At 59.1% G+C, this 13,015-nt stretch carries 9 protein-coding genes; 1 reads left to right on the top strand and 8 read right to left on the bottom strand.

The window, feature by feature from the left end; all coding sequences use genetic code 11:
* Window positions 1–225: 225 nt before the first annotated feature.
* The 6 genes from PAN08_RS10680 to PAN08_RS10655 form a co-directional block, all read right to left on the bottom strand.
* On the bottom strand, window positions 226–645 hold the full coding sequence (locus PAN08_RS10680) for a type IV pilin protein (protein ID WP_332840100.1): 420 nt from the start codon (window positions 643–645) through the stop codon (window positions 226–228).
* Window positions 646–659: 14 nt separating this feature from the next.
* Entirely contained in the window at window positions 660–4,124 is a 3,465-nt protein-coding gene (locus PAN08_RS10675) for a PilC/PilY family type IV pilus protein (RefSeq protein WP_269791495.1), read from the bottom strand.
* 89 nt (window positions 4,125–4,213) lie between these two features.
* Complete coding sequence (locus tag PAN08_RS10670; RefSeq protein ID WP_269791494.1) at window positions 4,214–4,774, bottom strand: PilX N-terminal domain-containing pilus assembly protein; 561 nt, start codon at window positions 4,772–4,774, stop codon at window positions 4,214–4,216.
* On the bottom strand, window positions 4,771–5,790 hold the full coding sequence (locus PAN08_RS10665; RefSeq protein ID WP_269791493.1) for a prepilin-type N-terminal cleavage/methylation domain-containing protein: 1,020 nt from the start codon (window positions 5,788–5,790) through the stop codon (window positions 4,771–4,773). The genes PAN08_RS10670 and PAN08_RS10665 overlap by 4 nt, the downstream gene beginning before the upstream one ends.
* The gene (gene pilV, locus PAN08_RS10660) at window positions 5,787–6,236 is read right to left on the bottom strand and encodes a type IV pilus modification protein PilV (RefSeq protein ID WP_269791492.1); all 450 of its coding nucleotides are present in this window, start codon (window positions 6,234–6,236) and stop codon (window positions 5,787–5,789) included. Before pilV ends, PAN08_RS10665 begins: the two co-directional genes overlap by 4 nt.
* Before the next feature lies 1 nt (window position 6,237).
* Complete coding sequence (locus PAN08_RS10655; protein WP_269791491.1) at window positions 6,238–6,801, bottom strand: GspH/FimT family pseudopilin; 564 nt, start codon at window positions 6,799–6,801, stop codon at window positions 6,238–6,240.
* 115 nt (window positions 6,802–6,916) lie between these two features.
* Between PAN08_RS10655 and PAN08_RS10650 the strand changes: the two genes are divergently transcribed.
* Window positions 6,917–7,936, top strand: coding sequence for a sensor histidine kinase (locus tag PAN08_RS10650; protein ID WP_269791490.1), 1,020 nt, complete (start codon window positions 6,917–6,919; stop codon window positions 7,934–7,936).
* 222 nt (window positions 7,937–8,158) lie between these two features.
* On the opposite strand, the gene ppnN is transcribed toward PAN08_RS10650, so the two are convergent.
* Together ppnN and PAN08_RS10640 are read right to left on the bottom strand one after the other, a co-directional pair.
* Complete coding sequence (gene ppnN, locus PAN08_RS10645) at window positions 8,159–9,547, bottom strand: nucleotide 5'-monophosphate nucleosidase PpnN (protein ID WP_269791901.1); 1,389 nt, start codon at window positions 9,545–9,547, stop codon at window positions 8,159–8,161.
* 111 nt (window positions 9,548–9,658) lie between these two features.
* Window positions 9,659–12,937, bottom strand: coding sequence for a TonB-dependent receptor (locus PAN08_RS10640; RefSeq protein ID WP_269791489.1), 3,279 nt, complete (start codon window positions 12,935–12,937; stop codon window positions 9,659–9,661).
* Window positions 12,938–13,015 lie beyond the last annotated feature (78 nt).

Below are 13,015 nucleotides of genomic sequence, written 5' to 3'. Positions count from 1 at the left end.
TGCTGGAGAGGGGCTTTTTGCAAATCACTTGATTGCCGAAAGCCGAGCGTAACCTGCGCGCAACAAATTGAAAACGCGGAATGAGCCCTGCTGTGAGAGAAACAGCAATGCACCTCTCTCATGATTGTTTGCTCACCCCAGAAAAAATGGGCCGCAACGGAATTACCGGCGGCCCATCTTCATTTCATGTCATCGCAGATCAACGCATGAAAACAACAACCTGCGTCAGAAACACTTCGCCGCAATCGTTCCCGTCGCTCCGTTCGCTGTACGCGTACCGGCGTGGTCGATTCCCAACGTGCCACACGTGGTGTCCTTGGTGGCCTGCGACCCCTTCGGCGTGGCGGTCAGGCTGAAACTAGTTGCACTGATCGCGCCATCCACCCCGATATCGTAGTGCTCGGCAATCTCGGCGTCACATGCCGTATTGTCCGGCAACTCGGCGTCCTCATACCCCGTGGTGGGATGACTGGTGTAGTAGCGCTCCATGAACTGCACTTTTTCCAGCAGGCAACCCGCAGCGGCCACACGCCGCGTCTTGACCACATGCTCGACGTAGCTGGGGTACGCAATACCGGCAAGGATGCCGATGATCGCCACCACGATCATCAGCTCAATCAGCGTGAAACCTTTTTGATTGGACATCTTCATTCCCCTATTCATTCCGGCAGGATCTCACGCCAGCTGATGCGGCTGGGTTTGCCACCAGTGGGCGTGTTGATGCCCTCACTGTCGGTACCACTGCTCAGGTCGGTGGGCCCCGTACCGGTACCCACCGTCACCAGCGTGTCGGTCACGTTTACTTCGGTCGGCATACCACCCTTGACGCCGACGGAGCCGATGACGCCACTATTTCCGTCTTTGTCGGTCAAGCCCGTTCCGTCGGTGAAATAACCGCCACTCTTGGGGCTGGTACCTGTGAACAGATTGATGGCATTGACGAAACCCGTGCCGCTGGCGCCGCTGCAATCCACGCCGGTAGCCGGAATCACCGAGGTCAGATACATCGCCGAGCCATAGATCGTTGGCCCTGTGGTCACCCGCTCAGGAACCGGCAGGTCGATATACCAACCTTGCTTGCTGCCACCCAATACCGAGTAGGCCTCAAAGCCACGGGCATCCTGTCCATCTTTGGTCTTGCCGGAAAACGGTATGGTCCGTGCTTCCAGCGCCGTGCGGCCAGCGATCGTCGAATTCGTGTCAATGATCCCGTAGATGCTCTGCACCTGCGAGGTGATGCCGTCACCGGGAACATCCGAGTTGGAGATGAAGCGGCCCGTACCAAAGCCAACAAACACCTTGCCGGATGTGTCACGGCCTACGCCCAAGCCGCCGGTAATTGCCTGCGGCGCACCCTTTGAATCAACCGCCTGGAACAGCTTCACAGCAGCGCCGGGATTGGTGCCCTCGAAGTTCCAGCGCCAGACATTGCCCTTCAGGTCACCGCCGTAGACCACATCGATCTTGCCATCACCATTGAGGTCCGCCATGCCGGTGGACATCAAACCATTACCAGGACCACCGCCGGCCACCAACTTGTGCGTCTTCACCACCGAACCAGTTGACGACAGCTCGTAGGCATACAGCGTCGCCGACCCATTGGGGCTGTCGATACCGTTAGGCACCAGTGCATACGTCTTGTCCGCGTTACCGTTGCGGATGCGAACCGGGCCGAACACATAGCCCATGTCGCCATCCGGATCAGCGCCCGTCGCCGGCGTTTGGAAGGTCTGGTCCCACAACACGTTGGAGGTACCCATCGATGTTGGGTTGGTCACGTCCAGCGCGAACACGCCGCGACCACCGCGCCCCAATGCCGCTACCAGGATGTTCTTGCCATTGCCTTGATTGGCACGACTGATCACATCCATCTGACCGTCAACGAAGTAATGGTGCTCATAGTCCGGCGAACTGAGCTTGGCCATTTCCGCGAAATCCAGACCCTTCGGCACGTACGAGAACAGAATCTTGCCATCCTTCACGCTGATAGCGTGCAGCATCCCGTCGTTCGCCCCCACGAATACGGTGCCCGAATCCTCCACGAAAGCCGGTGAGGAATCGACAATATCGCCGAGCGGGTAAGCACGCTTACGCAGCACGCCATCCTTCTGACCCTCTTCCTTACTCTGGACGCCGCGCAGGTAGTCGATGTTGTCCGCCGCACTGACCGCAGCAGCCGTGCCTGTTGCGCTACGCGCAAACACGCTGGCCGAGCTCAGTCCGTTGTTGAATACCTGTGCCGTTCCGCCAAAGCTGGTCAGCACGGTGCGCTGTGCAAAATTGGCGTTGGCGCCGCCTGCAGCAAAGGTCTTGGATAGCGCCCAAAGCGGCGTGTTCGAAACGCCGGTCAACGCCGCATTAAAGGGGCTGGCAATCATGTCGCCAATCCAGCTATTGGAGGTAAACCCTGCCACGAAAGTCAGTGTGGTTGATTCCGTTTTTGTTGAGCTGGACGCAATATTGGAGCCAGATGCGCTGCGTGAGGCGATATTCTTCAATGCTTCGTCCAATGCATTGGCGAACCGATCCGTGTCTGTAGCCACCACGAAGCTACCCTGCCCGTTGAGGCTGGCATGCCACAGATCGTCAATGCGTTGACCGCCGGAGTTCCTGATGGGGTCCGGCCACGTGCTCGGCGGCGGTTTGGTGGGATCCAGCGTGCCTTGCAGACCGATCGAGATGCCAAACGTCACCATGTTCTGCCAAGTCTTCAGCGTATCGTCGTTGGCCAGACCCGGCTTCAGATCGGTCTTCCAGTAGTGATATGCCACGTCAGCCAGCGTGTCTTCATAATTGTCTCCGTAGGTACTACCCTTATCGGCGTTCCCCACTTTGGGGTTGTAACCCCCATTGCTATCAGCTTGGTTCCAGTAACCGTCGGTGGTAAGCAATGCATAGTTCTGGCGACAAGCCAGCATGTTGCCCGTGCTGTCCTTCCACGGGTCATCAGTGCTGAAGTAGCGACCTGAGCGCTGCAACGCGCCATGCAGCGGGGTGTTGCCGCTGGCACTGGCACCCTGCAGGCGACTGTAGAAGTCTTGGCGATTTCCCGCCTCAAACAGACCGTCGTTGGATTGGTAAGGAATCGGATATGCCGGGGCTGAACCCAACACATTTCCTAGGTTCCCACCGCGATTCCAGATGGTGTCAAAACCTACGCGAAAGTTCTTACCCAAACGTCCGAACGCTTCAGATGCGCCCGCCTTGGCCATCTTGTTGCGCGTCCGGTGGTACTGGTACCAATTGGCGAAATTCTGCAGTTCGTCGGCCTGCGCACGCGGCCCCTGCACATTGCCATCTTTGTCCTTGGACGTACGCAGCGGCGTGGCATCCACCCAGTTGCGCGAGACTGTTGCGGTGTAGTTGATATTAGAAATCGAGCTATTTCTACTACCATTCTGGACCTGGAAATAGACCACCGACAGCGATGTAACATCCACCGCCAAATTTTTGGGATCACCATTGCCGGTACTACTATCGATTTGCCCGGAACAGTTGCTAGACGAATAGACATACAAACGAGCGTTCTGACTGCCCGAAATTCTGAACGCAACGGCCTCCCAGCCGGATACAGGCACGGCAAAGCACGCGGAACGGCCACTGCCGGCTATAGAAGAAATCCGATCACTAAGTATTTGACTGGAATCAGACGCCTGGCGCTGTACTACGCCGCCATCATGGCTCTCCGAAGAAGTCGAGCTCGCGATGCGGTACTTGTCGTAATTGCCCGAGCTCGTCCCTGGATTTGCCACCCCGGTCTTGGGAATATAGAAAAACGACTCGGTGCTATCACGCAAATCCCGCGAACCACTAATGGCCGTTCCCGATGTGGAAACAGCCTTGAAATTGGCCGCCGCCAAGCGATCGTCAAGCGAGGTGCTGGCGGTACGCCATGCATAGTAATTTCTGTCAGGGTTGTAGTAGAGCGTATTGTTGATATACGACCGATCAGAAACGCTATCGTTCAAGTTGCTGCTGCTGTCGTTGGGCATGCGCAGATAGCCCATCGATCCAGAGTCATCAAGAATCAACATGATGTTCGGCGGGATCGAGTCACCGCCGGTCAGCAGCGGATAGTTGGGGAACGAGGTCGTATCAGCCGCCTGTGCGGAAGCTGCTGCCATCATCGATAGCAGCGCAGTGCATACGCCAGTACGGATGCGCTCGGCCAAGGCACGGTTGGAATGAGAATTGGTTTTCATGGCATGCCCCGTCAACGGCGGTACAACGATTGGACAATGACCTCGGCGCCAGCGACTGTGGCGGCACGTGAGGTGATGCGATAAACGCTCTGTTCGGTGGTCTTGATGCAGGCCTTGGACACATCAATGCAATCCGACGCGCCGCCCCCACTGACTGAAGTGCCAAAGTCCTCGATCACAAACCGCGGCTCAATGCTTACCTCACCGTCGTAGCTCATCATCGCTTTGCCGGCCTGGTACTGACCACCGCCATCTTTCCAGAAATCACTGGCGGCCCATGCGGGCTCTTCATCGGGCTTTGGGGTCGCGCAGCGACCGGCATCACATCCCGACGCAGGAAAGGTCACCGTAGCGGCGTCGCGCACCACGATTTCCGCTTGGCGCAGGCCCGCTTCTGCCGCTTGGAAGGCAAGCCCACGGGAAATCGTATTGGCCGCCATGCGCTCCTGCATGATCGCCCCACGCATTGATGCCAACCCCAGCAAGGTGATGACAATCAGCAACATCAACACCACGATCAGAGCAGCGCCGGATTGTTCCTGCCGCATCGAAAGAGAATTCATCGTTTTCATAGGATGTCCTCCTGATGGTTCCGCAGCACGATGAAATCCTGCATCGTCCGTTGCAGCACAGTGCCGTCTTCACCCTTCACATCACCGGCTGCCATCGCTCCACGCGGCGCCTGGAACGTCATCACCAGGTGAATCGCGGTCACCAGCGACCAATTGTTGCCACCGGCCACAGCTGCTGCATCCACATAATCGCCCGTATCACCCACCTTGTAGCGCACTGCCATGTCAGTGATGCCTTCGGCGATCTCACTCCGACCGTTCTGCGCTACCCGATACAACGAGGTGCCACCTCGGCCGTTGTCTTCTACCGTCCAGCGCGCCTCATAAGGTGCCACCACAAAGCCGGGGGAGCGGCCAATACCGCGCGGACAGGCGAGCGAATCTGCCGCACTCGGCACGCCTTCAATATGGAAGCAATAACCGGGGCCCGAAATCGTTTCACTGCACTTGCCGGCATCCGGTGCCGGCGTAAGCCCTGCCCCGCAATTCGTGCCAGCTGCGTGTTCCACCGTTGAACCGGAAACAGCCGTCGCTTGAAAGGCAATGGCGTGGTCACTGTTACAAGCCATCAACTGCTGACCTGCTGCCAGATTGTCAACGGAGTTCAGGGTCAGCGCGTTATCCGGCCGCGCATGCTCAGTGACCCGGTACTGCTGACCATTGGCCAGATACAAGGCAACGAAATCGCGCCCACCTGCGGTGCCACCAAAAACGCCATTGGCGAAACGACCCCAGAATTGCGCATTGGGTGCCGTGATCTGCACCGTGATCGGATTGGCTGCATTGAAGCGCGAGCACGGATTCATACCGGCCTCACGGATGTCGCGTGCAATCATCTCAAACGCAGCGCGCTGGTTTTCCTGGATGCGGTTCACCGCTTCGCTGGCGCCATATACGCGCCGATTCGACATGAAAATGCTGCCTGCGGCAGCCACAACAAGCAGGCCCAGCAACAGCGCCACCATCAATTCGATCAGCGTAAAGCCCCGCTGATGGGCACCCATATTGGATTTCATAACTGACTGGCCACCTCAACCTGTTCCGTAGCAATACCACCAGTGGCACGCGTGTCGTTCCATTGCACGCCCACTGTGCAGGTCATACTGTCTGCAACGCAGACCACCCGACCCATGGCATCAGGCGCGACAGTCCGCTTCAACTCGCCTAGCCATCCCTCCATGCTGCCCGGATCGCCTTTGTCCAACTCACCTGCGACATAGATGTTGGTGTTGTAAGCAGCCAGATTGCCGCGATCAGCCCGGATGATGTCCATCATCGAATACACCTGCACGGCTGCTTGGGTGCGGCTGGCCGAGCTGCCAGTATTCTTCAAAGTTATGGCCTGCAAGGCAGCGATACCCAGCACACCAATAGCTAGAATCAGCACGGCCACCATCACCTCAATCATGCCGATGCCGCGCTGCCTGGCTGGCGCCGAATTCATGCGCGTGTTGTTCTTCATATCAGATGTCTCCCGGAGCGGAGCAGTTCGCGCCCGCCTCACGCTTGGCGCTGGTGATGCGCACCACCGCAGCCGAAATGTCCACCGCGTTCTGACCGGAAAGGTCCGCTGCGCACAACGAGATGGTGCCGCTACTTTTTGCACCCACCTGGACAAAGCCCGAAGGCGTGAATGTAATGCGCGTGTTACCGCTCGCGACATTGGCGCTGGTCTTCAGGGAGACCTTCGGGTTAGCTGCAACCGAGCGCAACACCCCCGTGGTCGAGAGCACAATCCATTGATTGCCGACTGCACCTGAGCAGCTTGCGCCGTCATTGCTGGGGCAGAAGGTTGTCGTCACTCGTCGCGTAATCGCTTCGGTGCGAGCAACCTGCAGGCCGGCGATCATTTCATTCCCGCTGGACACCAAACGGTTGTGGCTGATCATTTTGCTAAAGCTGGGCGCAGCAATGGCCGCGATGATGCCCGCCACCGCCACCGTGACCATCAGTTCGACCAGCGTAAAGCCCTTGCCGTAGCGCTTCCCAAGCGCCCTTACGCTCCCCGCCGGAATGTTCCCGACCATGCGCAAGCTCCCCAGATTGACTAAGCTGACACGCTAAGCCAGCCCCGCCCGTCCGTCATCCGCAGGCCGATGGACGGCACATCGCCCATGACCAATGGCAACCCGTCTTCCGCCCATGCCCAAACAGCCCACCATCACGCCGCTGGACACCCTATGGAAGGCACCGGCGATCACCTGGACGATCCTGGCCGGTGAAGGCCTTGCCATCATTCTTGCACTGGCACCGGAGCACAACGACAACCGGTGGGTGCTGTTCGGCGCCCTGTCACTGATGGTGCAGTGGATATCCCTGTCGACGCTGGGCGCGCTGTATCTGCTGCGCAACCCGCTGTCTCGACTGCCACCGACGTGGATCGCAAACATCACGTTGCTGGTGCTGGTGGCCTGCAACCTGCTTGTCTGCACCGCCAGCTGGTGGGCACTCAAAAGCGTGCTACCCATCTCTTCAGAAAACTGGCTCCCAACCCTGCTGCGCTTCACGGGAATCACCGTCACTTTCGGCTTGCTAGGCCTGGCGGCGTTTCAGAACCACTGGCGCGCCCGCCAACTTGCGGTCCGCGCCAAACAAGCCGAGCTGGAGGCCCTGCAGGCCCGCATCCGCCCGCACTTCCTGTTCAACACACTCAATACCGGCGCAGCGCTCGTCCACCAGCGACCGGAGGATGCCGAGCGCCTGCTATTGGACTTGGCCGACCTCTTTCGCGCCGCACTGGCGGGCCCGCAGGAGATACCGCTAGCCGAGGAGATCGCCCTCTCCAAACGCTACCTGGAAATCGAAGCGCTGCGTTTCGGTGAGCGCATGCACGTCCACTGGGAACTGCCATCGCCACTTCCACAGCTGCAGGTGCCAACGCTTTCCATCCAGCCGTTGGTCGAGAACGCCATCCATCACGGCATTGAGCCATCGCCCGAAGGTGGTGAAATCCGCATCTCGGTGGCGCAGGACAAGCAGCGAATCAGCATCACGATCGAAAACAACTTGCCGTCAGGTGGCGCACGACCGTTGCGCACCAGCCACAAGGTCGGATTGGAGTCCACCAAGGCCCGCATCCAGGCGATGACCAACGGCGAAGGCGACGTCATCACCCGCATTGAAAACGGACGGCATATCGCCACCGTCACGCTTCCGATCTGAAGAACATTCGGCAGCTTTTGCAGGCATGCCTTGGACTGGATAGCAGTAGTTCCAACTAGCCACCACGGCGCGTCTGATTTCAGACCGAAGCTTCCGTACTCCCTCGTCGCGGCGATATCCAGCAGCAAGCATCTCGCGCCAGATACCACGTTTACAATTCCGCGGCCCCGCCTCCTTCGCGTTGCACGAAGGAGGCTTTCAGACGTACTCAGACGCCGAGGATCAAGCCACCACCTGGTAGCACGGGTGGTACTCACCCGAGATCTTCATGCGGCGCTGCTCGACAAACGCACGTAGCAATTCGTCCAGTGCCTGCATCATTTCGGTGTCGCCGTGGATCTTGAACGGCCCGAACTCTTCGATGCGGCGCATGCTCTCTTCCTTGACGTTGCCGGCAACGATGCCGGAGAACGCACGTCGCAGGTCAGCCGCCAGATCCGGCGCCGGACGCCCCTTGTGCAGATTCAGGCCAGCCATTGCTTCATGGGTAGGCACGAACGGCTGCTGGTACTCCAGCGGAATCTCCACCTGCCAGTTGTAGAAGAACGAATCGCGCTGGGCCAGACGGAACTCACGTACGCGCTTGATACCCTGCGCCATCTTGCGCGCAACGCCCACCGGATCACCAACAACAATCTCGTAACGCTCAGCGGCCTTGTCGCCCAGCGTCAGGCGAATGAAACGATCGATCTGCTCGAAGTAAGGCGCAGCGATGGCCGGGCCACTAAGGATCAGCGGGAACGGCAGCTCCTTGTTTTCCTCGCGCAGCAGAATGCCGAGCAGATACAGGATCTCCTCGGCGGTACCCACACCACCCGGGAACACGATGATCCCATGGCCAAGACGGATAAACGCCTCCAGGCGTTTCTCGATGTCCGGCATGATCACCAGGTGATTCACGATCGGATTCGGGGATTCGGCGGCGATGATGCCCGGCTCAGTGATGCCGATATAGCGCGTATTGGTTTTGCGCTGTTTGGCGTGCGCAATGGTGGCGCCCTTCATCGGGCCCTTCATCGCGCCCGGGCCACAGCCTGTGCAGATGTCCAACCCGCGCAGGCCCAGCTCGTAGCCCACCTGCTTGGTGTACAGATACTCGTCACGCGAGATCGAGTGGCCACCCCAGCACACCACCAGGTTCGGGTCGCTTGGCTGCAGAATGCGCGCGTTGCGCAACACACCGAACACCGCATTGGTGATGCCGTCAGAGGTCTCCAGGTCCGATGCGTATTCCGGGCCCAATTCGATGGCCATGTAGGCCAGGTCGCGCACCACCGAGAACAACAACTCGGCGATACCGCGGATGATTTCACCATCGACGAAGGCCGCCGCGGGCGCATTGCTCAGGTCAATGCGAACACCACGATCCTGCTGCGTTACCTGCACGTCGAAATCTGGATACAGATCGCGTGCAGCGCGCGGATCATCCGAGGCGCTACCGCTGGTCAGCACGGCCAGCGCGCAACGGCGCAGCAACTCATGCATACCGCCACCGGATGCATCACGCAGCCGTGCCACTTCGGTACGCGAAAGCACATCCAGCCCGCCACGCGGGTAGATACGCGCATCCTGCACCGGCAGCGCCCTCGCTGCCCCTTCACTCTTGATAATTTCCACTTCAACTCCTTCTCTTTGGCGATCGACTTTAGCGCTGCCCCCATGAAAAGGAAAACGGCCGGGTTGCCCCGGCCGTTTTCGGTTTACATCCGATCAATCAAGCGATCAGAACTTGTAGCGGAAGCCCACCTGCATCGACCAACGCGATTCCCAATCGGTCAGGTTGACCTTGGTGACAGCGTTCGGATCGAAGTTGTAGATGTACTTGCCGGTAGCCTGATCGATGCCTGCGAAGGACGCAGCGCCGCGATCGCTGAACGGCGAGGCATAGCTGACCTGCCCCCAATCCTTATTCAGCAGGTTGCCAACATTCATGATGTCCAACCAGATCTCAGCCTTGTGACCCTTGAAGAAGGTCGGCAGCTCCTGGCTGATGCGCACGTCGAAGGTATTGACCCAGGCATTGCGCTGGCTGTTGCGCGGAGCAACGCCACCACGGTATGCCGCCAGACCTTCCTGGCCATCCAACCATGCGAAGAAGGCATCTTCCATCGCCGCACCGCCGGTGAACATCACGTCACCACGGCCACCCGGCACGTAGAACAGGTCGTTACTGTAGCCATCACCGTTGGCATCGTTCCGGAAGCGCCAGCTGTACGGCAGGCCCGAACGGCCTTCGTAGAACATCGAGAAGGTGGTGTAGTTGTCACCGAAGAACGCCTTGCGGAACTGCAGGCTACCGGTGAAACGGTTCTTGATCTCGTAGTTGGAAGTACCGGCGACGACGTCATTCGGGTTGAGACCGGCGACGTTGTTCCAGTTGGAGATAGCACGCGAGGAGGTCAGCGGGCTGACTTCGGTAGCGTCGGTGTAGGTGTAACCCAGCGACCAACCCCACACATCAGTCAGCGGCTTGCTGAGACTGGCGGTGAACTGGGTGCTGCGGCCCTTGTCGGTGTTCTTCAACAGAATCACACCGTCGTTGTGCCAGCCGGTCACGTTCTCGTAGCCCGGGATCGTGTCGGCGATGGCGCCTACATTGGTGTTGCTTCCAGCGCGAACACCGGTACCGGTGTACGCGTTGGACCAATACATCTCACGACCGTCCTGGCCGCGCACGGCATTGACGTTGCCCAGATCCAAACGCTGGAACGCGATGGCGTCCTTCACCTTGGTGTGCAGCAACTCAACCGAGCCCACGATGCCGTACCACGGCAGTTCGTGATCAAACGCCAGGTTGGCCTTCCACACGGACGGCTGGCGGATGCCCTTGTCCATCAGGTTGACCATCATGCTGTAGCCCGAAGCCGGCGACGGTACGGTCGGGCTGTTCGGATCCAGCGAGACCGGCAGGTTGGCCCAGATCGCTTCGCGCTGCGCCTGCGTCATATCGGAGGTGATGCGCTGGTTGTAACCAATCAGACCGAAACCACTGTTCTGGTAGGAGTTACCCACCCACACATTGGCCGCAGCACCCTGGAACAGGCCCAGGCCGCCACGCAGCTGCGTCGGACGATCGCTGTCGAAGGTGTAGTTGAAGCCGAAGCGCGGCTGCACCAGCGCCTTGTCCAGGGTCTGACGGTTGTCGTAACCGTAGATTTCCTGCACCAGCTCGTTGTGCACCGGCACGTCATCCAGATCCGGAATATCGACGCGCAGGCCGAACATCAGGTTCAAGTTGTAGTTCACCGCCCAGGTGTCCTGCACGAACAGGCCGGTGTTGCGGTGCTTGTACTGCATCGCCACCGAATCCATGCCCTTGCCCGGGACCGGTGCATTCAGGTCGTACACCCAGTAGTGCCCGTTACGGAAATCATCCAGGTTGGCAAAGCCGTAGGTGCCCCAGATGTTCTGCGCGTACAGGTTGTAGATTTCGTTCGATTCCCAATCAAAACCGAACTTCAGCGTGTGATCACCGACGTACCAGTTGGCAGCGCCATAGGCGTTGGTGGTCTTGGTGCTGATGTCATTGCCGTGACGGAACTCGTCAGCACCGGCATTGAGGTACGGCGGAGCAACTGCCGAGTTGCCCGGGCCACCACCAATGATGATCTGCGGCAGCTTCGAGTAAACGCTGCTCAGCGAGTCATAGGTACGGCGGCCGACCTTGAACTCGGTGGAGAAGTTTTCGTTCCAGTCGCTGAACAACTGGATGACGCTGGTCTTCACTTCCTTGTTGATGTCGTACCAACGGCTGCTCAGGCCCAGCGCCGGACCGGCGGCGGAAATGCCGTGACCGCCGTAGGAGGTGGAGCGGCTGCTGCCGACCAGGTTCGGATCAACCTGTTCCAGCTTGGAGAAGCGAGCCGAGACGCGGTGGTCTTCGTTGATGTTCCAGTCCAGCTTGACGGCGTACTCTTCGACTTCCTGCTTGGTTTCAGCAGGTGCGTCCAGCGTGCCGATGTCAACGCCGTAGACGTCCTTGGCGATCTTCTGGGCTTCAGCGATGAAGCTCGGATCGATATCGATCACGTTGGTGGCATTGGAGCCACGCGGACCGTAGGACTGTGCTGCGCGGCTGCGCTCGTACTTCTCGTAATTTGCGAAGAAGAACAGCTTGTCCTTGATGATCGGGCCACCGAAGGTCGCGCCCCAGGTCTTCTCATCTTCAAAGCCGTTGAACTTGGCATCGGTGACCGGGTGATCGCCAACCATGTCCTTGTCACGGTAGGTACCGTAGACCGAACCATGGAATTCATTGGTGCCCGACTTGGTCACGGCATCAACCACTGCGCCGGTAGCGCCGGTGATGGTGGTGTCGTAGTTGGACACGTCAATGTTGATTGCTTCGATGGCATCCATCGACACAGGCTGACGCATGGTCGGGAAACCGTTGGATTCCAGGCCGAAGGTGTCGCTGGTGTTGATACCGTCGATGCGGATGGCATTGAAGCGCGGGTTCTGGCCACCAACGGTCAGCTCGCCACGCGACTTGTCGCTCTGGCTGATGCGCGGATCCAGACGCACGTAGTCCTGGATGTTACGGTTGATCGATGGCAGCGCTTCGATCTGCTGCTGCGACACCGAGGTACCAGCGCCCATTTTGTTGGCGCTGAACACGTCCGAACCACCGCCCACTGCCATGACCTGCACTGCTTCCAGCGTGGTCGCGGCAAGGTCACCGGCCAGGGTGCCGTTGACAGTGTTGGTCTGGCTCAGGCTCAGGTAGACGCCTTCTTCGGTCTTGGTGCCTTCACCGGACTTGTTGATGGTGATGGTGTACGGGCCACCAACACGCAGGCCGCGTGCGTTGTAACGACCAGCCGCATCGGTGGTTGCACGGCTGACCGTGCCCGACTCGACGTGGGTGATGGTGATTTCAGCACCAGAAACCGGCTGACCACCATTGTTGGTGACCTGGCCGCCGATGCCGGCGGAGGTGTTCTGAGCAAAAGCCGGGGCTGCCGCAAGGGCGACAACCAGGCCAAGTGCAAGCTTGGACATCCTGATATGAGGGTGATTCATTGGTAGGTAGCCTCGAAACGAGTTGGCGATTGAGAAAAAACGCGATCCTTCAGCCCC

The sequence above is a fragment of the Stenotrophomonas sp. Iso1 genome (genome assembly GCF_027497995.1).
Taxonomy (GTDB): domain Bacteria; phylum Pseudomonadota; class Gammaproteobacteria; order Xanthomonadales; family Xanthomonadaceae; genus Stenotrophomonas.
This window is presented reverse-complemented; position numbering and strand designations above follow the sequence as displayed.

Bases quoted from the DNA above. Each gene is read 5' to 3' on its own strand.
- PAN08_RS10665 (WP_269791493.1), bottom strand. From the start codon at position 5,790: ATGAAATCCAATATGGGTGCCCATCAGCGGGGCTTTACGCTGATCGAA.
- PAN08_RS10640 (WP_269791489.1), bottom strand. From the start codon at position 12,937: ATGTCCAAGCTTGCACTTGGCCTGGTTGTCGCCCTTGCGGCAGCCCCG.
- pilV (WP_269791492.1), bottom strand. From the start codon at position 6,236: ATGAAGAACAACACGCGCATGAATTCGGCGCCAGCCAGGCAGCGCGGC.
- PAN08_RS10650 (WP_269791490.1), top strand. From the start codon at position 6,917: ATGCCCAAACAGCCCACCATCACGCCGCTGGACACCCTATGGAAGGCA.
- PAN08_RS10680 (WP_332840100.1), bottom strand. From the start codon at position 645: ATGTCCAATCAAAAAGGTTTCACGCTGATTGAGCTGATGATCGTGGTG.
- PAN08_RS10655 (WP_269791491.1), bottom strand. From the start codon at position 6,801: ATGGTCGGGAACATTCCGGCGGGGAGCGTAAGGGCGCTTGGGAAGCGC.
- PAN08_RS10675 (WP_269791495.1), bottom strand. From the start codon at position 4,124: ATGGCAGCAGCTTCCGCACAGGCGGCTGATACGACCTCGTTCCCCAAC.
- PAN08_RS10670 (WP_269791494.1), bottom strand. From the start codon at position 4,774: ATGAAAACGATGAATTCTCTTTCGATGCGGCAGGAACAATCCGGCGCT.